The organism is Faecalicatena orotica (genome assembly GCF_905197545.1).
GTDB lineage: Bacteria > Bacillota > Clostridia > Lachnospirales > Lachnospiraceae > Faecalicatena_A > Faecalicatena_A orotica.
The window spans coordinates 201,609-223,487 of record NZ_CAJJZH010000004.1 but is presented as its reverse complement, the minus strand read 5'-3'; the positions used below and the strand labels follow the sequence as shown (position 1 = coordinate 223,487).

Here is a 21,879-nt window from a genome sequence, read left to right as displayed (position 1 = left end):
AGTCGTAGATTTATAAGCAACAACGGTGTGCGATATCTCTCCGCAAAAAAGATATGATGAGGTATCGTTTATTTTTGTTGTACATTATAGAAAAAGAGGTGACTTAGATGCCGTGGGATTTAGATAATGACCGTCCCATCTACCTGCAGCTCATGGAGCGGATCCAGCAGGACATCATTGCCGGCACATACAAGCCGGGAGACAAGCTTCCCTCCGTACGTGATCTGGCACTGGATGCCGCCGTGAATCCGAATACCATGCAGAAAGCACTCTCCGAGCTGGAGAGAAGCGGACTGGTATATTCACAGCGGACCAGCGGCCGGTTTATCACTGAGGACAAGAAGATGCTGAAGAATATGAAGCTTGAACTGGCATCGGAGCACATCCACCAGTTTCTTGAGAAAATGGAACTGCTTGGATTTGAATCCGGGGAGACTTTAGAATTGATTCAGAAAGCATTAAAGGAGGATAAGTAAATGAAACCACTTCTGGAATGTCAGGGATTAACTAAAAAATATAACAACTTCTATGCCCTTTCCAATCTGGACCTGACTCTGGAAAGAGGCCAGATCGTAGGCCTGCTCGGCCCGAACGGCAGCGGCAAGACAACACTGATCAAGCTGATTAACGGACTTCTTATTCCCACTGACGGCCGTGTCATGATTAACAGTCTGGCTCCCGGGGTCGAAACAAAAAAACTGGTATCCTATCTGCCTGAACGTGGATATTTAAATGATCACATGCGAGTAGACGAAATCTTATCCTATTTTGTAGACTTCTATGACAATTTCAGCATCGAACGTGCAAATGCCATGCTGAAAGATCTGGAAATTGACACCCATGCCCGCCTGAGGACACTTTCAAAAGGAACAAAGGAAAAGGTCCAGCTTGTCCTTGTCATGAGCCGGGATGCAGAACTCTACATACTGGACGAGCCGATCGGGGGTGTCGACCCGGCGGCCAGAGATTATATCCTGCACACGATTCTGACGAATTACAATGAGAATGCAACAATCCTGTTATCTACACATCTCATTACTGATATTGAAAACGTGCTGGACAGGGTAATCTTCCTTCAGAACGGACAGCTTACCCTGAATGCAACGGTTGACGAGATCCGCAGCAAATGGGGCAAATCTGTAGATGCTTTATTCAGGGAGGTATTCAAATGTTAGGGAAATTAGTGAAATATGATCTGAAATACGGAATGCGCATTTTCATTGTACTGCATGCCATACTGGTGACTGCCTGCATACTCGGACGCATTCTTTTCATGAATCAGCTGGACTTTAATTTAAAATTAGAAGCTTACCTTTCCCCGCTGATTTTATTTTTCTCCCTGTTCCTCCTTTTGTTCACCGGTGTTGGATTTGGCATTAACATCCTGTTAGTTGCCCGTTTTTATAAAAACCTGTATACAGATGAAGGATATCTGACATGGACCCTTCCGGCAACGGCAACCCAGCAGTTGTGGGGAAAGATCATATCAGGAATCATATGGGAATTTTCAAGCATTCTGATCTCGGCCGCATCCTTACTGATACTGGTAAGCGGCGACAATGTGACGGAGGCATATGCACAGGTGGCCGCGGATGTTACGAAGTCTCTTGGAATGCCGATCACACAGTTTGGTATCAGCCTGCTGATTTATTCCCTGTTCGGCACCCTTGGCAGCATTGTCATGCTTTACCTCTGTGTGGCAATCGGGCAGTTGTTCCCGGGCCACCGCATCTTATGTGCGATTGTCACTTATTTTATACTGTCAGCCATAATACAGGTCCTCTCATTTTCACTGATGTTTGCATTTAATATAGGGCCCGGCACGACAGCATATCTTGCCAGCCGTGGAATGCCAGCCACACATTATATGGTAACTTCTTTCAGACTGGGAGGAGTCATGTCAGCCATCATTATGATAGCAGCCTATTTCGGTGTCCAGTATATTATGAACAAAAAACTAAATCTCAGTTAAAAAAGAGCCTGCAGGTGGATTTGAGTCAAATCAAACCCCATCCGCAGGCTCTTCCTTATTCCAATATCTCTTTAAAACACTATTTGGACAAGAACCATATACAAAACAGTTCCCGCCCCAATGCTTAAAAGGTTATTCCTTTTCCATACATGGAGAACCACGACAGCCAATACGGCAATCAGTTCTGGTAATCCATGAGGAGCTGCCATAATCTGCGTGTCTTTCAGGCAGTATATGACCAGCATACCTATCACAGCAGGTGTCAGGACCTTTCCCAGGTACTCAACAACCTTTGGTATCTCTTTCCCTTTCGGGAAAACAAGAAACGGAACAGCCCTTGTGGCAAACGTCGTTGCCGCCACTGCAAGTATGATCAGTAGAGAAGTCACTGCATTTACCGGCATGTCTCCACCTCCCCTTCATTTCCGTGATCCGTATCCCTGTCCAGCCGCTTCTTCATAACAAACAGCACAAGGATACTCAATATCATGGTCGGGAAGACAAAGCTTGCGCTTCCGAATACCTGCAGGCACAGCAGGGCACTGATCACCCCGATCACTGCCGGAATCCGGTTCCTTGCCTCCATCCACTGTTCCACAAATATTACAACAAACAAAGCTGTCATCGCGAATTCAATCCCTTCTGCATTGAACGGCAGGACACTCTTCAGGATCCCCCCTATTGCAGAGCCAATGACCCAGTAACTCTGATCCAGAAGTGAGATTGCGAGCAGGAACTTGTCCTCCTCCACATCCTCGGGCACCTTCGTTGTACATAAAAGCGAGTATGTCTCATCCGTCAGACCGAAAATCATGTACCAGCGTTTCGCACCCATTCTGTGGAACCGTTCCAACAGCGACAATCCATAAAAGATATGGCGTATATTAACCATCAGCGTCATAAAAATCACCTGTATGAAGGAAATTCCGGGGACAAAAAAGTTAACCGCCAGATACTGCCCTGACCCGGCATACACCAGCAGGCTCATTAGTACGGCCCACCAGGCTGAATATCCTTTTTCCGCATACATGACCCCAAAAGCAATCCCGATAAATAAATATCCCGTCAGCACCGGAATCGTATAAGGGAATGCCTTTTTAAACGCTTTCTTATAACCTGACATCTCACTCATTCCTTCTTGTATATATTAACATTTGTATCCTTATAATGTTGGGGCAAAAGTTATCCCGCCCCCTGATAAGTTTCAGAGCATAAAAAATACACGTCTGGGCGGAGTCGAACCGCCGCACATGCCTCCGGAGGGCATTGCTCTATCCACTGAGCTACAGACGCATAATCGGATATGTCCTGCCAGTCTTAAATCATCCTCAACAGAACGCCTTATAATCCTAGCACAAATTTTCCAAAAAGTAAAGACTAAAGAAACAAAAAACCGGAGTTGGTGGAAATTCTAGTAAGTCTGCACCAACTCCGGTTTATACAGTTATCCGCCTGCGGCCTGCAAAAGCGTAAAGTTATACACCTATTCCATGCCGCCTTTTGGCCGGATCATCAGCCGGCGTCCCTTGCGCTGGTAGAAGTAAGCATGGCTGCTTAATACCTCCTCCGGCTCTACCTGTGTCTCATTGATTTCGTTCACCATCTCGTCCATCTCATCCGGGTCCAGTCCCCTGGATTCAGGGACAATAATAACCTCGTGGACGCTGCTCGGAAGGATATAGTAATCCTCTTTCAGCATATCGCCGATCATTTCGAGCACATGTGGATATATCATACATGCCGCGCCATAATTTCTTACAGAGTTTGTAAGTACATACATAACATCTTTTTTATTTTTCCGGGATTCCCGAAGAAGATTCTCCGCCTCCCGGTCCTCGGTGACCTCCAGCATTTCCGCGATTGCATGCTGCATTGTAAAAAATTCCGCGGGAAGTATTGTCTTTACATTTTTGACTGCCTCAGTGAAAAGCTCATCTCTCGAAATCCCCCATTTCTCCAGATGGTCATTACTTATTTGAATAGAGGCTGTCCCCTTTTTATCCAGGTCTAAAAGAACATAAAAGACAATCGCCAGGTCCAGCACGTCGACATACGGCACCTTTTTAAGGAGGGCTTTATTTTTCATCTTATGGACAAGCTTGAACACGATCTTGTTCCTGATTTCTGAGTAATCCTCAAACTGCGCAGGATCCCAGATTTGCTCTTCCCCCACTGATTCATAGAATGCCATGATCTCCCCGATCAGTTTTTCCATAGATTCCCCTCTTTGAAACCTGACAAAAAAGCCTTCGAGATAAATTGTAGGGGCTGTATTACTCCCTGTCCGTTCAATCATAACTCCTTTTTTCTCTTTGCCGTTATTCTTAACAGCAGTATAAACACTTGCCTTTACCCCCTCCTTTAATCTTTTATTCAATTCTTTTTCAACAGCGTATAAAAATTCCTGATATCCCATATATCTCCTCTCTAATATTATACGCTCATCATAAAAGTTGTGAAAACGGCACGACCCGTGCCTTGATAAATGGATCTGAAACAAATTATGTAAATAGATTATATCCGATTCCCGCCGAAAACACAATCCTTTTTTCTGCCAAGATTTGTTGCATTATGTAACCAGTTTCATGGGGCGTACTTTCCCATGAAACTAATAAAGACCTGCATGGATACAAACTCTATCCATGCAGGCCTATTCTTTCATTCCATGCTCTTATACACGTGACAGGTACTCCCCTGTTCTTGTATCGATCTTCAGTACGTCTCCCTGCTCTACGAACAGCGGAACATAAACGACTGCCCCGGTCTCAACTGTAGCCGGCTTTGTAGCTCCCTGAGCTGTATCACCCTTGAATCCAGGCTCTGTCTCTGTAATAGCAAGCTCTACGAACAGAGGCGGCTCTACGGAAAATACATTGCCGTTATGAGAACAGATCTTAACTACTTCGTTCTCTTTTACAAACTTCAGAGCATCTCCAACTACTTCTGTATTCAGTGCGATCTGGTCATATGTCTCCACATCCATGAAGTTATATAAATCTCCGTCCTGATAAAGGTACTGCATGTCCTTTCTCTCGATACGTGCCTGTTCAAACTTCTCCTGAGGTCTGAATGTTCTTTCTACAGCACCCCCGTTGATTATATTTTTCATTTTTGTTCTGACAAAAGCTGCACCTTTACCTGGTTTTACATGCTGGAACTCTAAAATCTGGTAAATATTTCCGTCAATTTCAACTGTTAAACCATTCTTAAAATCTCCTGCTGAAATCATTGTAATCCTCCTTCAATTGCGCAATTCATGCACTTACCTAATTTACACTGTTTATAATTTTATAATAGTTTCCTATATTTTTCAACCTTTTTTTACTTAGATGCTGTCTTCTTTTGCTTCTTTTTATAAAAATGCAGCACAATCCGCTCTAAATAACGCTTTAAAACGATCTGGATCTCTTCTTTCGGATGGATCGGCTTCACTAGGATATTCCTGATCCCGGTTCTTTTCGCACCCCATACATCCGTAAAAAGCTGGTCCCCTACGAAAATCGTATTCGAACAATCTGTCCCCATGATTTCCATTGCTTTTTTGTAATTCTTCGTGGAAGGCTTGTGCGCATTATAAATATAGTTCGTCTGAATCTCTTCATTGAACATCTTCACACGTGCCTCCTGATTGTTGGATATCAGGCAGGATGAAAAACCGATATCCTTCAGGCGCGCAAATAATTTCTTTGCACGTTCATCCGCAGGCGCGCCATGCGGTACAAGGGTATTATCAATATCAAATATAACGCCTCTCATACCTTCCTCATATAATTTTTCAAAAGGGATGACGTATGTAGACATCTTATAGTCATCAGGAAAAAATTTATCAAACATTACTCTGCATCCATCTCCATTAATTTAGAAATCAGTTCCTCGCACACCTGCAGCACAGTCTTATTATCCGTCTGAATAACAATATCCGCAGCCGCCTCATATTTTTCACGGCGCTTTTCCATCAGCTCCGCTATATATTCCACATTATTGTTGCCATTTAGAATCGGCCTCTCCTCACTGTCCTTAACACGCTCATATACAGTCTGCGGGCTTGCCGTCAGAAGTACGACCCTGCCGTTCTTCTTCATCTCCGCAACATTCTCCTCACGCAAAGCCGCACCGCCTCCGCATGAAATGATCGTGTTCTTCTTTGACTGCATCTCCACAAGCAGCTTTGTTTCCAGATCTCTGAAATATTCTTCTCCATATGTAGCAAAAATATCCGGAATACTCATCTCTTCCCGCTCTGAAATCACCTGGTCCATCTCCACAATCTTCATTGCAAACATGGTGCTTAAGTAATCCGATACCGTTGATTTGCCCGCACCCATAAAACCGATAAGGACAATATTATAAGAAAAGAGCTTTCTTGCCTGTATTCTCTTACTATTCCTGACAATTCTGCGAAATACATCATGAATCTCTTCCTGATACTTGTTTCCCTCCAGCTTTTCCTGAAGCCTTCTCTCCTGCTTATCTTCCTGAGCCGGCTGCAGGATCGGCATGCCATACTCTTCCTTATATGCCATGATCTTCTCAACTATCGCATTACGTTCCACCAGGGCGTCAATAATTTTATCATCGCATAATGCAAGCTGCTCACGGTACATTTCTAAATCATTCATCTTCCACCGTCCACCTTTTATTTCTTTTCAAAACTAATACACCATATTATAGCAATTTTCCCAGGGGTTAGCAAGAAAAAAAGGTATTCCCGTTCAGAAATACCTTTTCCTTATTTACCAGCTTTGCTTCGTTCCTGAGCGGCTCTCACGTCTCCTTTAAAAAGCTCCCAGGCCTTCTCGTCCTCTACAAAATATTTCGGACATATCTTTCCCGTCACGTCATAATGTCGTATCACATCGTCCTCGGTCAGCCCGAACTTGTCACAAAGCCACGCTGTTAACTGTACCAGAGACTTATAAGTCTCGTCTGTAAACTTTCCACTCTCATCCGGATGGCAACATTCAATGGAAACCGTATCGTGGTTCCTGCTGTTCGAGGCATAGGCGAGTTCCCATGTAGGAACACACTGTATAATCTCTCCGTCTATCCCTACCACAAAGTGACTGCTCACAGACGTCTCATGGCTGTCCTTGAGCCCTTCAAAGTAATCCCTGTTATTCTGTGCCGTGCTTCCCGGATTCGCAGTATAGTGGATGACAATCCCCTTGATCGGGTCCGACTCAATCCCGGGTCTGGAGTATTCATTGACATCCAGGAGCTGGACATCGATATCCGGCTGGGACGCATCCACCTTAACGCCTGTATTCTCCCGGTTCCTGCTTCCTGCTGTACACGAGTAAATCCCCAGCACAATCGTTAAAATCACCAGAAATATAATTCCGCCATAAATACACAATGTCTTCTTATCCAAATTTAAATTCTTTATTGAAAATCTATATCTGCGCCTTCGTTTCTTCCTCATCAGTATACCCTCACCACATAATCTACGACTATTTTAGCACAGAAACAGAATATAAAATTGAATAATTCATGATTATTTTATTAATTTTTCTTCACCACTATATCTGCATGCTTCTTTATACCGGTCAGAATGGGCCTAGTTTGATCCCTACCCCTATACTGATGAATACCATGCATACCGCCATGATTATGAGAAATAACGGACCAAAGAAACGGAGCCATTTTTTATAAGGTATCCCGGCGACCATCAGGATTGCTATCAGGGAACCGTTCGTGGGGTACAAAAAGTTAGAGAACCCGTCTCCAAACTGGCTTGCCAGACAAGCCACCTGGCGTGTAACATTTCCCATATCCGCCAATGGAACAATAATCGGGATCGTAATTGCTGCCTGCCCGCTGCCCGACGGTATTAAAAAGTTAATGATTGTCTGCATAACAAGCAGCATGTTCGCAGTAATCAGGGAAGACTTCCCAACAACAAGCCTTGCCAGAAAAGCAATAATCGTATCCACCACCATCGCCTCCTCCAGAATATACAGGATAGCGCGTGCAAACAACATAACCATAGCAGCATAAAACAAATCTTTCATGCCCTCGCCCATCATGTCACATATCTCATTAAGCCCACTCCCGTATGCAAGCCCTGTTGCAAATGTCATTGCCACAAAGCATGCTGCCATCTGCGGAAAATCAAAACCCATCCTGACTGTACCGAAAAGCAAAAACGCAAAAACTGCTAAAAATGCAATTCCGGCACGGATTAATGCAGGGGTAAAGGTCACTGCTTCCTCTTTAATCGCTGTGTATTTTGTATTCATTCCATTCATCAGGCTTTTAGACGGGTCCTTCTTAATCTTTTTTGCATACCGCATCAGATAAAGATAACAGATAAACAGTATCACCCCGAAACAGACAGCCCGGTATCCAAGTGCCGAATAAATCGGGAGCTCCGCCAGTTTATGTGCAATAGCAGTAAACAGCGGATTTGTCATCGCCGCCCCGAAACCGGCGCATGCGGCAAGCATGACAATCCCAGCCCCGACTACCACATCATATCCGAGTGCAAGTACAAGGGGGACGATCATGGGAATAATCACTACGCTAAGTTCCCACATACTTGTAAATGCCACCTGTGTCCCGATTGCAAGCATAAGAATGAATGCAATGACATAAAAACTCGTATGCTTGAGCTTATGTGCGAGAGCTTTTATCGCAGTTTCAAGCAGGCCGATACGCTTTACAACACCAAAGGCCCCTCCTGCAAAAAACAGCATCGCCATTAAACTGGCTGCATTGTTAAAGCCTTGGTAAAAAGATAAGAAAAAATCTGAAATACCTACATAGTGTTTATCTACATATTGGAAGCTATCCGGGTCGACTACCATCCTTCCGTCTACGGAAAGCCTTTCATACATTCCACTTGGAATAATGTTGGAAAAAATAGTTGCAATTACCAAGATAATAAGTAGTGCAAAGAAAGGATTTACCTCAGTATGTTTCTTTGTTGCCCGAGCAAAAAAACGTTTCATCATTTCTCCCCCTATCTTTATCAGGATTTTTTATGCTTCATAATCTGCCCCATAAGATTCAGCATTGTCATTGCGGCAACACGGGGAGTCACTCCGGCAGGGTCATACTGCGGTGCAACCTCTACCAAATCAAATCCCACAATTTCCCCCATGCTGCAGACTCCTGCCAGCAATTCTGCTACTTCATCATAGTATAAGCCCCCCGGTGACGGTGATCCGACTCCCGGAGCAATTGAAATGTCATAACCGTCAATGTCCAGAGAAATAAAATATTTCTCTGCCTTCGGTACTTTTTTCAGCACTTCCTGCATCCCTGTTCTGTGTACTTCTTTTGCCGGAACCACAATACTTCCATATTTTTCCGCATCTTCAAAATCTGCCCGCTTACTTGACCCAAGTCCTCTCATCCCGATCTGTATCATCGGGCCAATATGATCCATCTCCGAAAGTCTTCTCATAGGGCTTCCATTTCCATAATATTGCGGACCCACATGGTCAGTCCAGTCTAAATGTGCATCAATATGCACGATACAGATTTCACTGCCAAGGCACGACAGCGCACGCCCCACAGGAATTGTAATGGAATGGTCCCCTCCCATGATTGCCGGAACCGCACCTTTTTCCAATATTTTTCTCACAGATTCTTCAATACTTTTAAAAGAATATTCGATATCCCCATGCAGCACATCTGCATCACCGCAGTCAACCACCCTGATCGGTGCCGCCAATAGCTGTTCCTGTGTTTCAGGATCATAAAACCCTGCATCACCGCGCGCATAATGTGTAGATACCTCCCTGATTCGTCTGGGTCCGAGACGGGCCCCGGATAAAAATCCAACCCCAAGGTCATAGGGAACACCAAGCACTGCGATGTCCGCATCCAGTTCCTCCAGATCTGTGCAAATAGGGTACTTTGCAAATGAACAGATTCCAGTGATAGGTTGATTTAATTTTTTCATTTCGTATCCTCCTTTTTTATATTCAGTATACAATTCTAATTATTTTTGGTATATAATTAAAAAAAGGTAAACATAATCCAAAACATAAAAAAAGAAAGAATACATAATTAAAAACCTTATTTAAAAAGGAGATAAAGATGGACAAAACAGATTACAAAATTTTGAAGATTTTACAGCAAAATGCCCGAACCTCGATCAAGCAAATTAGCCAGCAGGTAAACCTGTCCGCCCCCTCAGTCACAGAGCGTATACGCCGTCTGGAAGAATCAGGTGTCATTCAGGGGTACCACGCCCGTATAAACCCTGCCAAGCTCTCCAAAAGCCTGACTGTCTTTATTGCCGTAGACGTTATACCCATGAAATATGCAGCATTCAGCAGTTTCTGCAGTTCCTGCCCGCAGATTCTGGAGCATCACAGAGTAGTCGGTATACATAATGCAATGCTGTTGGCAGCACTTCACGAATCTTCCGAATTAGAACACCTGATTGACCAGTTGAAAAGATATGGAACCACAAGTACATCTATCATATTATCAACCTTATTCGCCAACAAACCAATTGATATCGATAAAAACAGTTAGACAAACAGAAAAAGTGAGGAAACAAGACTGGATTTAAGCGTCTTCCTTTTCCTCACTTTTTATTTAATATTGAGTTATTATTAATTATTCAGTCTTACTGACAGCTCTCTTATTCATCCACGCTGTAGTTTGGTGCTTCCTTTGTGATATGAATATCATGCGGATGGCTTTCCTTCAGTGAAGCAGCGGAAATCTTAACGAACTGACCGTTCTCCTTCAAATCTTCGATGGTAGCTGTTCCACAGTATCCCATGCCGGAACGAAGTCCGCCCATCAGCTGGAACACAGTGTCTTCTACTGTTCCCTTGTAAGCAACACGTCCTTCCACACCCTCCGGAACAAGCTTCTTCGCATCAGCCTGGAAGTATCTGTCTTTGCTTCCGTTCTCCATTGCAGAGATGGAACCCATGCCGCGGTATACTTTATATTTCCTTCCCTGGAATAATTCGAATGTTCCCGGGCTCTCGTCGCATCCCGCAAAGATACTTCCCATCATACATACATTTGCACCGGCTGCGATTGCCTTTGTCATATCCCCTGAATATTTGATACCGCCGTCTGCTATAACCGGGATACCATATTCTTTCGCGGCCTCATAGCAGTTCATAACCGCTGTAACCTGCGGCACACCAATTCCTGCTACGACACGTGTTGTACAGATGGAACCTGGTCCTATTCCTACCTTAACAGCATCTACACCAGCCTCTATCAGAGCCTTTGCTGCCGCACCTGTAGCCACATTTCCTGCAATCACCTGAAGGTCTGGATATTTTTCTTTTACCATGCGTACGGTGCGCAGAACATTTGCAGAATGTCCGTGTGCAGAATCCATAACGACAACATCCACTTTCGCGCGTACAAGTGCCTCGACCCTCTCCAGACAGTTTGCTGTAATTCCGATTGCGGCTCCACAGAGCAGGCGGCCCTGTTCGTCCTTCGCTGATAACGGGTATTTGATCTGCTTTTCGATATCCTTAATGGTGATCAGACCCTTCAAGTTTCCTTCTGCATCTACTATAGGAAGTTTTTCTTTCCTTGCCTTTGCAAGAATCTTCTTAGCCTCCTCCAGTGTGATTCCTTCCCTTGCAGTAATCAGACCTTCGGAAGTCATTGACTCTTTAATCTTTTTAGAAAAATCTTCTTCGAATTTCAAATCACGGTTTGTGATGATCCCGACCAGTTTCTTTCCCTCTGTGATCGGTACCCCGGATATCCTGAACTTAGCCATAAGATCATTCGCATCCTCAAGAGTATGCTCAGGTGACAGATAAAAAGGATCCGTAATGACCCCGTTTTCAGATCTCTTTACCTTATCAACTTCTTCTGCCTGCTCCTCAATAGACATGTTTTTATGAATAATACCGATCCCGCCCTGACGAGCCATAGCGATAGCCATACGGTGCTCCGTAACTGTATCCATGCCCGCACTCATCATCGGGATATTCAGCCGTATTTTCTTCGTAAGATTTGTAGACAAATCCACCTGGTTTGGAATCACCTCTGAATATGCAGGTACTAAAAGTACATCATCAAAAGTAATACCCTCTCCAATAATTTTACCCATGATTTAACATCCTCCATTTTCCTCTAATAGTATTAACGTATAGGTAACTATTCATAATTCTGAATTGTTACGATATTTTAACTGATATAGTACAAAAATAAAGCCGAGTTGTCAAGGCATTCCTTCTCATAAGAGTAAAATTAATCTTGATTTATTTTAACTCCTATTATAAACCTCTGCTTATAAATCGCATACAGTTATAAAAAATGAGTATATCCAAAAACCAGTATAACAAACAACCCGCCGGACCACAAGTCCTGCGGGTTGTTTCATATTCCGGCCCCTGTCTGATTGAAGGGCTTATTACATCATTCCCATTCCACCTGCACCGCCTGCTGGCATTGCCGGTGTATCTTCTTTAATAGTAGAAACTACAGATTCTGTTGTCAGTAAGGTAGAAGCTACGCTTGTTGCGTTCTGTAATGCACTTCTTGTTACCTTAGCCGGGTCCAGAATTCCTTCTTTTACCATATCAACATATTCTTCTTTGTAAGCATCGAATCCAATTCCACACTCTGATTCTTTTACTTTGTTGATGATGACAGCGCCTTCCAGACCTGCATTTGTTGCAATGTGGTACAGTGGTGATTCCAGAGCTTTCAGAACTACCTTGGCACCTGTCTTCTCATCCCCGTCAAGAGTCTCAGCAAGGGCTGCAACCTCTTTTGCTGCGTGGATATATGCGGATCCGCCTCCTGCAATGATTCCTTCTTCTACAGCCGCTCTTGTAGCGTTCAGGGCATCTTCCATACGAAGCTTCGCTTCTTTCATCTCTGTCTCAGTTGCAGCTCCTACACGGATAACTGCTACACCGCCAGCAAGTTTGGCAAGTCTTTCCTGTAATTTCTCTTTATCGAAATCAGATGTTGTCTCTTCAATACCTTTTTTGATCTGTGCAACTCTGTCTTCAATTGCTTTCTTATCTCCGCAACCATCAACGATAACTGTGTTTTCCTTCTGAACCTTAACAGATTTTGCACGTCCAAGCTGATCCATTGTAGCTTCTTTCAGGTCCATTCCAAGTTCATCGGAAATCACCTGTCCGCCTGTCAGGATTGCGATATCCTGCAGCATTTCTTTTCTTCTGTCACCATATCCAGGTGCTTTTACAGCTACTACATTGAATGTTCCGCGCAGTTTGTTCACGATCAGAGTCGTCAGGGCCTCTCCTTCGATATCTTCAGCGATAATCAGAAGTCTTGCTCCTGACTGGACGATCTGCTCTAACAGAGGCAGGATATCCTGAATGTTAGAAATCTTCTTGTCTGTGATCAGAATATATGGATCTTCCAGATTAGCTTCCATCTTCTCCATGTCTGTAGCCATATATGCGGAAATATATCCACGGTCGAACTGCATACCTTCTACAAGATCAAGCTCTGTCAGCATTGTCTTGGATTCTTCGATTGTGATAACTCCATCGTTAGAAACCTTATCCATAGCATCGGCTACCATCTGGCCTACGGAATCATCCCCTGAAGATACGGCTGCAACTCTTGCGATCTGCTCTTTATCTTTCACTTTGCTGCTCATCTTTGCGATTGCTTCAACTGCAACATCTGTTGCTTTCTTCATACCTTTACGAAGAACGATCGGGTTAGCACCTGCTTCAAGATTCTTCATTCCTTCATGAACCATAGCCTGTGCAAGTACTGTAGCTGTTGTTGTTCCGTCACCTGCTACATCATTTGTTTTGGAAGCTACTTCTTTAATCAGCTGTGCCCCCATATTTTCAAATCCGTCTTCCAGTTCGATCTCTTTCGCAATTGTTACACCGTCATTTGTGATAAGCGGTGCTCCGAATGATTTGTCAAGTACGACGTTTCTTCCTTTTGGTCCTAATGTTACTCTTACTGTATCAGCCAGCTGGTTAACGCCTCTTTCCAATGCTGCTCTGGCTTCTGATCCGTATTTAATTTCCTTTGCCATGTCTGTCACTCCTCTTTCTTTTCTTCTATTCTTTTACTGAAATCTTCTTTTCTGGTTATTCTCTGTCCGCTTCCGGTTCGTATACCGCCGCTAAAGCGGCCCGGGATATTCTATGCTTCTACGATTGCAAGGATATCGCTCTGCTTAACAATGATATATTCCTCTTTGTCGAGTTCTACATCTGTTCCTGCATATTTGGAATAGATTACTTTATCCCCAACCTTAACCTGCATCGTCACTTCTTTTCCATCTATATTTCCACCAGGACCCACTGCGATAACTTCTGCCTCCTGTGGCTTTTCTTTAGCCTGGCCCGGCAGGACGATACCTGATTTTGTTGTCTCTTCTGCTTCTACCTGTTTTAATACAATCTTGTCACCCAATGGTACTAATTTCATAGTAATTCCTCCTTGTTTTTCGTTTTATTAGCACTCATTTCTTTTGAGTGCTAACCTCATGAATATAAAATAGCACTCTGTTTCCATTTTGTCAACAGAGTTTCTAATTTTTTATATTTAGTTTATAAACATAAAAATCTTATGTTACCAGTTTTACTTTCTTTTTACAGGGCGTTTCACACCGGATACATTGTAGAATCCATTTTTAATCTTAAACACGATCATATCACCGTGCTCGCATTGATAGCGCTCTTTTACGACTCCCGTACAGTAAAGCAGTTCTTTCTTTGTGGAAATGTAACACTGATACTTGGCATCTAGTGAAATAGCTGTCAGCTGGTCTTCCTTCAGCAGCAAGTATATATAGTCTTCCTCCAAATCATACTTAAAAACCTGACAATGATGTGATGTATCATCAAAAATACCGTCTGCTGAAATCACACTCTCCATCTGCAAATCTACCGGGTTTCCTTCATACATTATATTATGCCTCCTGTTCTTTTATTAATCTGGAAACAGAAAGGGCATCAGCTGCCTGATACCCTTTCGATTATCCCATCCACTGATAAGAATAAACTTTTATAAACGTTCTTTTTTAATCTTTTCCAATTCTGTAAAAACATAATCATTGAGCACCTTGATATAGGTTCCCTTCATCCCGGAAGAACGTGACTCAATGACTCCTGCACTTTCAAATTTGCGAAGTGCATTTACAATCACGGACCTTGTGATTCCCACACGGTCTGCGATCTTACTGGCAACAAGAATTCCTTCTGTTCCATCTAATTCTTCAAAAATATGAATAATTGCTTCAAGTTCGGAGAATGAGAGTGTGCTTATTGCAGACTGTACAATATGCTCTTTTCTTGTCTCTTCCGCGCTCTCTTCATTCACAGAGCGGAGCATCTCAAGTCCCACCACTGCTGTTCCATACTCACTCAGGATAATATCGTCAATTTCATAGACAGAGTTCTGCTTATAAATAAACAGGGTCCCTAGTCTCTCACCTGCAATGTCGATCGGTGTAATAATTGCCTGGTAACCTTTAACGCTGTCTGCCGAAAATCCCAGTGTCTCCAGATTCACATTCTCTTTCGTGGACAGGATGTTTAAAAGCCGTTCATTCAGCATTTCATCAATATGGGATCCCACAGACTCCGTAATCAGTTCTTTGATCCCGTCTACTTCTAAACACTTACTGACCCCCAGGATCTTTCCTTTCTTACTTACTACAAGCACATTGGAATTCAAAATCTCCGTAAGGACGGCACATATATCATTGAAAACCACCTTACTGGAATTATTGTTATGCAGTAACTTATTAATCTTTCTCGTTTTATCCAATAACTGTACGCTCATAAATTTCCTCCAATTCTAATTGTATATACAAATCTTCCCAATTTCCTCGATATAGATATGTTATCATACAACTTTCGAATTATCAACGTAATTTATCTAATTCTTTTCTATAATTCTAATTCTTTTTCAAATTTCGGACATAACCGCATTTTTCATCCGCACAAACTAGCTTATTCCCCTTTTCAACCATATAGTTTCCACATTCCGGACACTTCTCTTTCGATGGTTTCTGCCAGGACATGAATTCACATTCCGGGTTGTTTTCACAGCCATAATACTTTCTTCCCTTTTTCGTCTTGCGGATTACTACATCTTTTCCGCAGAGCGGGCATAAAACGCCAATCTTCTCAAGATACGGCTTCGTATTCCTGCAGTCCGGGAATCCAGGGCAGGCAAGGAACTTCCCGTGGGGGCCATATTTAATGACCATGTTGCGTCCACAGTCTTCACAGATTACGTCGGTCACTTCGTCTTCTATCTTAACGCTCTCCAGCTCTTTCTCTGCGATCTTCACGGCTTCGTCCAAATCGGGATAGAAATTCCGGATAACTTCCTTCCAGGCCACCTTTCCCTCTTCCACCATATCTAGCAGGCCTTCCATGTTAGCCGTAAAGTTTTCATCCACGATGCTCGGGAAAGACTGTTTCATGATGTTGTTTACGACTTCACCGATTTCCGTAATATATAAATTCTTAGCTTCTTTTGTTACATAGCGGCGCCCGAGAATTGTTGAAATTGTAGGCGCGTAAGTACTTGGACGTCCAATCCCCAGTTCTTCCAGTGTCTTTACAAGCGTTGCCTCCGTAAAATGCGCCGGCGGCTGTGTAAAATGCTGTTTTGTATCAAAGCTGTCTTTTTTCAGCTCTGTCTCCATGCTCAGGCCGTTAACCAGAACATTGCTTTCTTCCTTTTCTTCATCCGCCTCGGTGTAAACACTGCGGAATCCGTCAAATACAACCTTGGAGGTTGACACTGTAAAACGGTAATCACCAGCCCCGATTTTAACAGAAATTGTCTCATATTTTGCCGGTTTCATCCTGCTGGCCGCAAACCGTTTCCAGATCAGCTGGTAGAGGCGGAACTGGTCTCTGGAAAGAGATTCTTTTAATGATGCCGGTGTCCTGCTGATATCGGTCGGACGGATAGCTTCATGGGCATCCTGAATCTTCTTCTCCGTCTTTTTTGCGGCTGTGGAAGCTGCCACATACTCTTTTCCGTATATTTCTTCAATATACTGCCTTGCATTTGCGTCCGCTTCTTCTGAAATTCTTGTAGAGTCTGTACGAAGATATGTGATCACGCCGACCGTGCCATTTCCTTTGATGTCGATTCCTTCGTACAGCTGCTGTGCGATACGCATCGTTTTCTGTGTACCAAAGTTCAACACTTTCGCCGCTTCCTGCTGAAGTGTACTCGTCGTAAACGGAAGCGGGGCTTTACGGATTCGTTCCCCTTTCTTCACATCTGTCACTTTATATTCTTCATTCTCAATCGCTTCCACGATCTGGTCCAATTCCGCCTTGGAACTGATTGTGATCTTCTGCTTTTCCGTGCCATAGAACTTTGCCGTCAATGGCCGCTTCTCACCTTTTACTTTCAGAATCGCATCCAGAGACCAGTACTCCTGCGGGATAAATGCATCTATCTCAGATTCTCTGTCCGCGATCAGGCGCAGAGCCACAGACTGCACACGTCCCGCGCTCAGTCCCCTCTTCACCTTCGCCCACAGGACCGGGCTGATCCGGTATCCTACCATTCTGTCCAGAATACGGCGTGCCTGCTGTGCATCCACCAGATTCATGTCTATGTCTCTCGGTGACTTTAAAGATGCTTTTACCGCATTCTTCGTAATCTCATTGAACGTGATACGGCGCATTTTCTTGTCATCCAGCTTCAGTGCTGTTGCCAGATGCCAGGAAATTGCCTCCCCCTCGCGGTCAGGGTCAGTCGCAAGATAAACTTTGTCGGCCTTTTTCGCCTCTTTGCGCAGGTTTGCAAGGATGTCTCCCTTTCCCCGAATTGTGATGTACTTCGGATCATAGTCGTGCTCCACATCAATTCCCAGCTGGCTCTTCGGCAGATCCCTGACATGACCGTTCGACGCCGCAACTGAATAGCTGCTTCCCAGAAATTTCTTAATTGTCTTCACTTTTGCGGGTGACTCCACAATAACCAGATAATGTGCCATAAAAATTCTTTCCTCCACCTGTCCCGGTTTTTTGTATATGCCCGGACACATTTATTATTTCAATTTAATGTAATAATTCTTAGATACTTCTCTGACATATCCCTTAAGCTCCAGTGAAACAAGCACCTCTACCACCTCATTTGCACTAAGTGCAGTTTCCTCAATCAGCGAACTTACATTTCTGGGATACAAATCAAGTCGACTATACACCATATTTTCCGTAGTTTCAAGCACTTTTTTATTTTTGTCTATTTTTACCGTATCCGGAAACCCGCATATTCCAAACTCCTCGAGCAGTATTTCCGGTGTAATCAAAATGCCCGCGCCCTGCCTGATAAGCTGGTTGCACCCCTGGCTCAGACTGCTGTTAACCGGTCCTGGAAGGGCATAAATGTCTTTCCCCTGCTCCAGTGCCATGTCCGCCGTAATCAGGGACCCGCTCTTCTCTCTCGCCTCCATCACAAGCACAACATCTGATAATCCGCTGATGATACGGTTGCGTCTGGGAAAATTCTGGGGTACGGGCGGTGTCCCGGGTAAAAATTCTGACAGAACGCCGCCTCCCTGTTCCAGAATATCAGCATACAGGCCTCTGTTTTCTTTTGGGTAACAAATATCCACGCCGCAGCCGAGCACGGAAAAGGTCTTTCCCTTCCCCATCAGAGCGCCTCTCTGTCCGATGCCGTCAATTCCCCTTGCAAGTCCGCTGATTATGCTTATCCCGCACTGTGCCAGTTTTTCTCCGTATTCTAAAGCATACTTTTCCCCATATGGAGTGCACTTTCTGGCTCCCACGATGGCAATAGCTTTTCGGTCCTCTGGAGGCAGGTTTCCCTTCACATAAAGGGCATAAGGCGGAGAAGGGATTTCCAGAAGCTTTTTGGGAAATTCTTCCGAGAAATGAGGCAGAAACCGTATATTTTTTCGCCTCAGCTCCTGAAAATCTTCCTCAAGATTCCGCGATTTCTGTGCCTGCATAATTGTATTGACATCATCCCTGTTTAAGAACTCCTGCGTCATTAATTTTGTTTCTTCTATATAAAATATATCCTTCCCCGTACCAATCTTTTTTCTCAGCAGCATCTTTTTCTTATCAGACAATTTAGGGATTGCTGCCAGCCAGTACTCGTACATCATAGAATCACCTCCCCCAGTACTTTTTATCCATCGTCCGGTAGCCAATGGCTTCTTTTATGTGCTTTTCCTCTATTTTTTCAGAGCCTTCCAGATCGGCAATTGTCCGTGAAACCTTCAGAATCTTATGATAAGTCCTTGCCGTCAGCCTAAGTGCGGAATATGCCTGTTCCATCAGTTTACTTTCCTGCCTGCCCAGCCTGCAGTATGTGTCCAGTTCCTTTACCTCAAGCAGCGCGTTGGAAGTAATCGTTGTTCCCACATAACGCCTGTTCTGAATCTCCCTAGCTCGGCATACCCTCTCTCTGATTTCGGCAGAACTCTCCTGTTTCTTCCGGTTCTTCAGAGACTCATACTTCACCTTCGGGGCCTCTGCACATATATCAATCCGGTCCAGAAACGGCTGGCTGATCTTCCCCAGATAGTGCTGGATCTGCCCCGGGGTGCAGGTACACCTCTCGATATCAGGATAACACCCGCACGGACAGGGATTCATGGCGGAGACAAGCATAAAATTAGCCGGGAAAATATAGCTGCCGTGTGACCTCGATATCCGGATCCGGTGTTCTTCCAGAGGCTGTCTTAAAACCTCCAGCACCGATTTTTGAAATTCCGGCAGTTCATCCAAAAACAGAACCCCGCCGTGGGCCAGACTGATCTCCCCCGGGACGGGCATCAGCCCTCCCCCGATTAAGGCCGCCCTTGTAGCCGTGTGGTGTACACTGCGGAAGGGGCGCTGTCTGATCAGGGGTGCTTCATTTTCTACCAGACCCATGATGCTGTATATTTTCGTGATCTCCATGCTCTCTTCCATTGTAAGTGGAGGCAGGATGCCCGGTATACGCTTCGCAGCCATTGATTTCCCGCTCCCGGGCGGCCCTACGAGGAGCAGGTTGTGTCCGCCCGCAACCGCAACCTCGACAGCTCTTTTCACCGATTCCTGTCCCTGGATATCGCTGTAATCAAGCAGTTCTTCCTTCTTACTTCCTCCACCTCTTTCAGGGTATGGCTGTGCTTCCAGATGAAGCTGCCCGGACAGATAACAGAAGACTTCCTCTAGATTCTTTACTCCGACTACCGACATTCCCTCCGCAAGCGCACCTTCCGCCGCATTGTCTTTTGGCACAATACACGAGCGGATTCCGGCACTGCGCGCTTCAAGTACAATGGGCAGGATTCCCGGTACTTTCTGTACAGAGCCATCAAGCCCCAATTCCCCTATCAGAAGCATTCCCTCTGTGCTTTCCTGCGGGAGCTCTCCCAGCGAAATCAGGATGGAAACCGCTATCGGCAGGTCAAACGCCGCCCCTCTTTTTCGCATCGTCGCGGGAGACAGATTAATCACTGTCTTTCTGGCCGGATAGTCCAGCCCGGAATTCCGGATTGCCGTACGCACCCGCTCAGCCGCCTCCTTCACCTCTGATGACAGATAACCAACCATATGGAACGCCGGAAGTCCATTGCTGACATCCGCCTCCACATGTACAAACTCTACTTTCAGCCCCTGAATAGAGGCCGACAAAACCGTGCTGAAACTCATCCGCACACTCCTCTCTTCTTTTCTATAAATCATTCCATGAAACACGGCCGAACCGGCCTGATGATTGATCGTTACTGTTCACAGGCAAGCCTGTAAACAGTAACGATTGATCTGCTGTACCGGAAAAAGAAATTTCCGGAACTGTAGGATTATCATATCCCGCCATTGTAAAACTGTCAATTTTATATTTGTTAAATTTTCCCATGATTCCTAAAAAAAGCATAAACTTTCTTATCTGTCTCCTCTTCTTCCATCGGATATAGTATACTGGTAATATAGAAAATTCAAGGAGGTTTCACTATGGAGAAACAGCAGTATGTATGCCCCAAATGCGGCAATAACCACTATGAAAGCGATCAGTTTCAGGCAACCGGCGGGAACTTTGCCAAAGTCTTCGATGTACAAAACAAGAAGTTTCTGACAATTTCCTGTACACGCTGCGGATATACAGAATTATACAAACGTCAGAACTCCGACGGATGGGACGTTCTAGACTTCCTCATGGGATAACAGGCCCTTAAACCTTACAAAAAGAGCCCCCACCTGTCCTTATTTGTGGTGGAAAAGCACAATTTCAGCACTTCGCACATAGACTATATCAAATGTGCTTAGAGGTGCTGTTCTTGAAATCCTTTCCAAATCCCCTCACTCCTTCGGAAGAAAAATATTACATGCAAAAATATACAGAGGGTGACCTTCAGGCAAAACATGTCTTAATCGAACGAAATCTGCGGCTCGTTGCACATGTCATCAAAAAATATCAATATTTGGATGAAGACCCCGAAGATCTGATATCCATCGGAACAATCGGTTTGATTAAAGCGGTTGTAACATTCAATCCCGACAAGGGTAACCGTCTGGCTGCCTATGCATCGAAATGTGTCGAAAATGAAATCCTCATGTACCTGCGAGCCAAAAAGAAAACGAGCAAGGAGATTTCACTGTATGAACCGATCGGTACTGACCGGGAAGGCAATGAGATCAAGCTGTATGATATCATTGAGACAGAAGATGCAGATGTACCGGAGAAAATTCACCTGAAGGAAAATATACAGAAGCTATATGAAAAGGTAGAGAATGAGCTCTCTAACCGTGAACGGCTCGTTCTGAAAATGAGATATGGACTCTATAACGGGGAAGAATATACGCAGCGGGAGATTGCCAGACAGCTTGGAATCTCTCGCTCGTATGTGTCTCGGATTGAAAAAAGCGCCGTGGAGAAGCTGCGGGAATTTTTCTAACTGGGTTAGGCGCTTAAGAAGGCGTAACTGAAAAAGCAAGGAAAATTGAGGTATGTCCCTCTGT

At 44.4% G+C, this 21,879-nt stretch carries 24 protein-coding genes and 1 tRNA gene; 6 read left to right on the top strand and 19 right to left on the bottom strand.

Translation table 11 applies throughout. The features are described from left to right. Positions 1-107 precede the first annotated feature (107 nt). Genes ABIN22_RS10545 through ABIN22_RS10535 form a run of 3 tightly spaced genes read left to right on the top strand, consistent with a single transcriptional unit; the run spans position 108 to position 1,972 of the window. Complete coding sequence (locus ABIN22_RS10545; RefSeq protein WP_109731414.1) at positions 108-476, top strand: GntR family transcriptional regulator; 369 nt, start codon at positions 108-110, stop codon at positions 474-476. Then, entirely contained in the window at positions 477-1,175 is a 699-nt protein-coding gene (locus ABIN22_RS10540; protein WP_109731413.1) for an ABC transporter ATP-binding protein, read from the top strand. Then, positions 1,169-1,972 (top strand): hypothetical protein, encoded by an 804-nt coding sequence (locus ABIN22_RS10535; protein WP_346908454.1) that lies wholly within the window; start codon positions 1,169-1,171, stop codon positions 1,970-1,972. Before ABIN22_RS10540 ends, ABIN22_RS10535 begins: the two co-directional genes overlap by 7 nt. A gap of 71 nt (positions 1,973-2,043) precedes the next feature. Here the strand turns inward: ABIN22_RS10535 and ABIN22_RS10530 are convergent, their stop codons facing one another. The 10 genes from ABIN22_RS10530 to speB all read right to left on the bottom strand — a co-directional run bounded on the left by ABIN22_RS10530 (position 2,044) and on the right by speB (position 9,881). After that, positions 2,044-2,376 carry a branched-chain amino acid transporter permease gene (locus ABIN22_RS10530; protein WP_109731411.1) on the bottom strand — a complete coding sequence of 111 codons (333 nt, stop codon included), beginning with the start codon at positions 2,374-2,376 and terminating at the stop codon, positions 2,044-2,046. Beyond that, complete coding sequence (locus tag ABIN22_RS10525) at positions 2,367-3,095, bottom strand: AzlC family ABC transporter permease (RefSeq protein WP_109731410.1); 729 nt, start codon at positions 3,093-3,095, stop codon at positions 2,367-2,369. Before ABIN22_RS10525 ends, ABIN22_RS10530 begins: the two co-directional genes overlap by 10 nt. A 98-nt stretch (positions 3,096-3,193) precedes the next feature. Continuing rightward, positions 3,194-3,265 (bottom strand) — tRNA-Arg (locus ABIN22_RS10520). 190 nt (positions 3,266-3,455) lie between these two features. Further along, positions 3,456-4,388, bottom strand: coding sequence for a DUF5688 family protein (locus ABIN22_RS10515; RefSeq protein ID WP_346908451.1), 933 nt, complete (start codon positions 4,386-4,388; stop codon positions 3,456-3,458). A 255-nt stretch (positions 4,389-4,643) separates the two neighbouring features. Continuing rightward, a complete protein-coding gene (gene efp / locus ABIN22_RS10510; protein ID WP_109733046.1) occupies positions 4,644-5,201 on the bottom strand; it encodes an elongation factor P in 558 nt (185 codons plus the stop codon). Positions 5,202-5,293: 92 nt separating this feature from the next. Beyond that, positions 5,294-5,806, bottom strand: a complete 513-nt coding sequence (locus ABIN22_RS10505; protein WP_109733045.1) for a YqeG family HAD IIIA-type phosphatase — start codon at positions 5,804-5,806, stop codon at positions 5,294-5,296. Next, entirely contained in the window at positions 5,806-6,591 is a 786-nt protein-coding gene (locus tag ABIN22_RS10500) for a shikimate kinase (RefSeq protein ID WP_109733064.1), read from the bottom strand. The genes ABIN22_RS10505 and ABIN22_RS10500 overlap by 1 nt, the downstream gene beginning before the upstream one ends. Before the next feature lie 110 nt (positions 6,592-6,701). Then, a complete protein-coding gene (locus ABIN22_RS10495; RefSeq protein ID WP_430517199.1) occupies positions 6,702-7,394 on the bottom strand; it encodes a peptidoglycan recognition protein family protein in 693 nt (230 codons plus the stop codon). Between the two features lie 124 nt (positions 7,395-7,518). After that, positions 7,519-8,922, bottom strand: coding sequence for a YfcC family protein (locus ABIN22_RS10490; RefSeq protein ID WP_346908798.1), 1,404 nt, complete (start codon positions 8,920-8,922; stop codon positions 7,519-7,521). Between the two features lie 20 nt (positions 8,923-8,942). After that, positions 8,943-9,881: an agmatinase gene (gene speB, locus ABIN22_RS10485; protein ID WP_346908447.1), complete on the bottom strand. Its 939-nt coding sequence runs from the start codon at positions 9,879-9,881 to the stop codon at positions 8,943-8,945. Positions 9,882-10,018: 137 nt separating this feature from the next. On the opposite strand from speB, the gene ABIN22_RS10480 reads away from it, so the two are divergent. Then, positions 10,019-10,462 (top strand): Lrp/AsnC family transcriptional regulator, encoded by a 444-nt coding sequence (locus tag ABIN22_RS10480; protein WP_109733041.1) that lies wholly within the window; start codon positions 10,019-10,021, stop codon positions 10,460-10,462. Positions 10,463-10,571: 109 nt separating this feature from the next. On the opposite strand, the gene guaB is transcribed toward ABIN22_RS10480, so the two are convergent. The 9 genes from guaB to ABIN22_RS10435 form a co-directional block, all read right to left on the bottom strand. Beyond that, positions 10,572-12,026, bottom strand: coding sequence for an IMP dehydrogenase (gene guaB, locus ABIN22_RS10475; protein ID WP_109733040.1), 1,455 nt, complete (start codon positions 12,024-12,026; stop codon positions 10,572-10,574). A gap of 303 nt (positions 12,027-12,329) precedes the next feature. After that, positions 12,330-13,955, bottom strand: a complete 1,626-nt coding sequence (gene groL, locus ABIN22_RS10470) for a chaperonin GroEL (RefSeq protein WP_109733039.1) — start codon at positions 13,953-13,955, stop codon at positions 12,330-12,332. 110 nt (positions 13,956-14,065) lie between these two features. Next, positions 14,066-14,353 (bottom strand): co-chaperone GroES, encoded by a 288-nt coding sequence (locus tag ABIN22_RS10465; RefSeq protein WP_109733038.1) that lies wholly within the window; start codon positions 14,351-14,353, stop codon positions 14,066-14,068. A gap of 153 nt (positions 14,354-14,506) precedes the next feature. After that, a complete protein-coding gene (locus ABIN22_RS10460) occupies positions 14,507-14,833 on the bottom strand; it encodes a hypothetical protein (protein ID WP_109733037.1) in 327 nt (108 codons plus the stop codon). A 99-nt stretch (positions 14,834-14,932) separates the two neighbouring features. Continuing rightward, entirely contained in the window at positions 14,933-15,712 is a 780-nt protein-coding gene (gene codY / locus ABIN22_RS10455) for a GTP-sensing pleiotropic transcriptional regulator CodY (protein ID WP_109733036.1), read from the bottom strand. Between the two features lie 115 nt (positions 15,713-15,827). Further along, positions 15,828-17,900, bottom strand: coding sequence for a type I DNA topoisomerase (topA, locus tag ABIN22_RS10450; RefSeq protein WP_109733063.1), 2,073 nt, complete (start codon positions 17,898-17,900; stop codon positions 15,828-15,830). A gap of 54 nt (positions 17,901-17,954) precedes the next feature. Next, positions 17,955-19,037, bottom strand: coding sequence for a DNA-processing protein DprA (dprA, locus tag ABIN22_RS10445; protein WP_346908442.1), 1,083 nt, complete (start codon positions 19,035-19,037; stop codon positions 17,955-17,957). Positions 19,038-19,041: 4 nt separating this feature from the next. Further along, positions 19,042-20,574 carry a YifB family Mg chelatase-like AAA ATPase gene (locus ABIN22_RS10440; RefSeq protein WP_346908440.1) on the bottom strand — a complete coding sequence of 511 codons (1,533 nt, stop codon included), beginning with the start codon at positions 20,572-20,574 and terminating at the stop codon, positions 19,042-19,044. Between the two features lie 22 nt (positions 20,575-20,596). Then, positions 20,597-20,779: a hypothetical protein gene (locus tag ABIN22_RS10435; RefSeq protein WP_346908438.1), complete on the bottom strand. Its 183-nt coding sequence runs from the start codon at positions 20,777-20,779 to the stop codon at positions 20,597-20,599. 95 nt (positions 20,780-20,874) lie between these two features. Here ABIN22_RS10435 and ABIN22_RS10430 point away from each other — a divergent pair, with 95 nt between their 5' ends. Further along, positions 20,875-21,084, top strand: coding sequence for a zinc ribbon domain-containing protein (locus tag ABIN22_RS10430; RefSeq protein ID WP_109733033.1), 210 nt, complete (start codon positions 20,875-20,877; stop codon positions 21,082-21,084). Between the two features lie 113 nt (positions 21,085-21,197). After that, positions 21,198-21,815: an RNA polymerase sporulation sigma factor SigK gene (gene sigK, locus ABIN22_RS10425; RefSeq protein WP_109733032.1), complete on the top strand. Its 618-nt coding sequence runs from the start codon at positions 21,198-21,200 to the stop codon at positions 21,813-21,815. Positions 21,816-21,879: the final 64 nt, after the last annotated feature.

What these genes read in the sequence shown, in the direction of transcription:
- ABIN22_RS10545 (WP_109731414.1), top strand. Translation starts at nt 108, where the DNA reads ATGCCGTGGGATTTAGATAATGACCGTCCCATCTACCTGCAGCTCATG.
- ABIN22_RS10540 (WP_109731413.1), top strand. Translation starts at nt 477, where the DNA reads ATGAAACCACTTCTGGAATGTCAGGGATTAACTAAAAAATATAACAAC.
- ABIN22_RS10535 (WP_346908454.1), top strand. Translation starts at nt 1,169, where the DNA reads ATGTTAGGGAAATTAGTGAAATATGATCTGAAATACGGAATGCGCATT.
- ABIN22_RS10530 (WP_109731411.1), bottom strand. Translation starts at nt 2,376, where the DNA reads ATGCCGGTAAATGCAGTGACTTCTCTACTGATCATACTTGCAGTGGCG.
- ABIN22_RS10525 (WP_109731410.1), bottom strand. Translation starts at nt 3,095, where the DNA reads ATGTCAGGTTATAAGAAAGCGTTTAAAAAGGCATTCCCTTATACGATT.
- ABIN22_RS10515 (WP_346908451.1), bottom strand. Translation starts at nt 4,388, where the DNA reads ATGGGATATCAGGAATTTTTATACGCTGTTGAAAAAGAATTGAATAAA.
- efp (WP_109733046.1), bottom strand. Translation starts at nt 5,201, where the DNA reads ATGATTTCAGCAGGAGATTTTAAGAATGGTTTAACAGTTGAAATTGAC.
- ABIN22_RS10505 (WP_109733045.1), bottom strand. Translation starts at nt 5,806, where the DNA reads ATGTTTGATAAATTTTTTCCTGATGACTATAAGATGTCTACATACGTC.
- ABIN22_RS10500 (WP_109733064.1), bottom strand. Translation starts at nt 6,591, where the DNA reads ATGAATGATTTAGAAATGTACCGTGAGCAGCTTGCATTATGCGATGAT.
- ABIN22_RS10495 (WP_430517199.1), bottom strand. Translation starts at nt 7,394, where the DNA reads ATGAGGAAGAAACGAAGGCGCAGATATAGATTTTCAATAAAGAATTTA.
- ABIN22_RS10490 (WP_346908798.1), bottom strand. Translation starts at nt 8,922, where the DNA reads ATGAAACGTTTTTTTGCTCGGGCAACAAAGAAACATACTGAGGTAAAT.
- speB (WP_346908447.1), bottom strand. Translation starts at nt 9,881, where the DNA reads ATGAAAAAATTAAATCAACCTATCACTGGAATCTGTTCATTTGCAAAG.
- ABIN22_RS10480 (WP_109733041.1), top strand. Translation starts at nt 10,019, where the DNA reads ATGGACAAAACAGATTACAAAATTTTGAAGATTTTACAGCAAAATGCC.
- guaB (WP_109733040.1), bottom strand. Translation starts at nt 12,026, where the DNA reads ATGGGTAAAATTATTGGAGAGGGTATTACTTTTGATGATGTACTTTTA.
- groL (WP_109733039.1), bottom strand. Translation starts at nt 13,955, where the DNA reads ATGGCAAAGGAAATTAAATACGGATCAGAAGCCAGAGCAGCATTGGAA.
- ABIN22_RS10465 (WP_109733038.1), bottom strand. Translation starts at nt 14,353, where the DNA reads ATGAAATTAGTACCATTGGGTGACAAGATTGTATTAAAACAGGTAGAA.
- ABIN22_RS10460 (WP_109733037.1), bottom strand. Translation starts at nt 14,833, where the DNA reads ATGTATGAAGGAAACCCGGTAGATTTGCAGATGGAGAGTGTGATTTCA.
- codY (WP_109733036.1), bottom strand. Translation starts at nt 15,712, where the DNA reads ATGAGCGTACAGTTATTGGATAAAACGAGAAAGATTAATAAGTTACTG.
- topA (WP_109733063.1), bottom strand. Translation starts at nt 17,900, where the DNA reads ATGGCACATTATCTGGTTATTGTGGAGTCACCCGCAAAAGTGAAGACA.
- dprA (WP_346908442.1), bottom strand. Translation starts at nt 19,037, where the DNA reads ATGATGTACGAGTACTGGCTGGCAGCAATCCCTAAATTGTCTGATAAG.
- ABIN22_RS10440 (WP_346908440.1), bottom strand. Translation starts at nt 20,574, where the DNA reads ATGAGTTTCAGCACGGTTTTGTCGGCCTCTATTCAGGGGCTGAAAGTA.
- ABIN22_RS10435 (WP_346908438.1), bottom strand. Translation starts at nt 20,779, where the DNA reads ATGGGAAAATTTAACAAATATAAAATTGACAGTTTTACAATGGCGGGA.
- ABIN22_RS10430 (WP_109733033.1), top strand. Translation starts at nt 20,875, where the DNA reads ATGGAGAAACAGCAGTATGTATGCCCCAAATGCGGCAATAACCACTAT.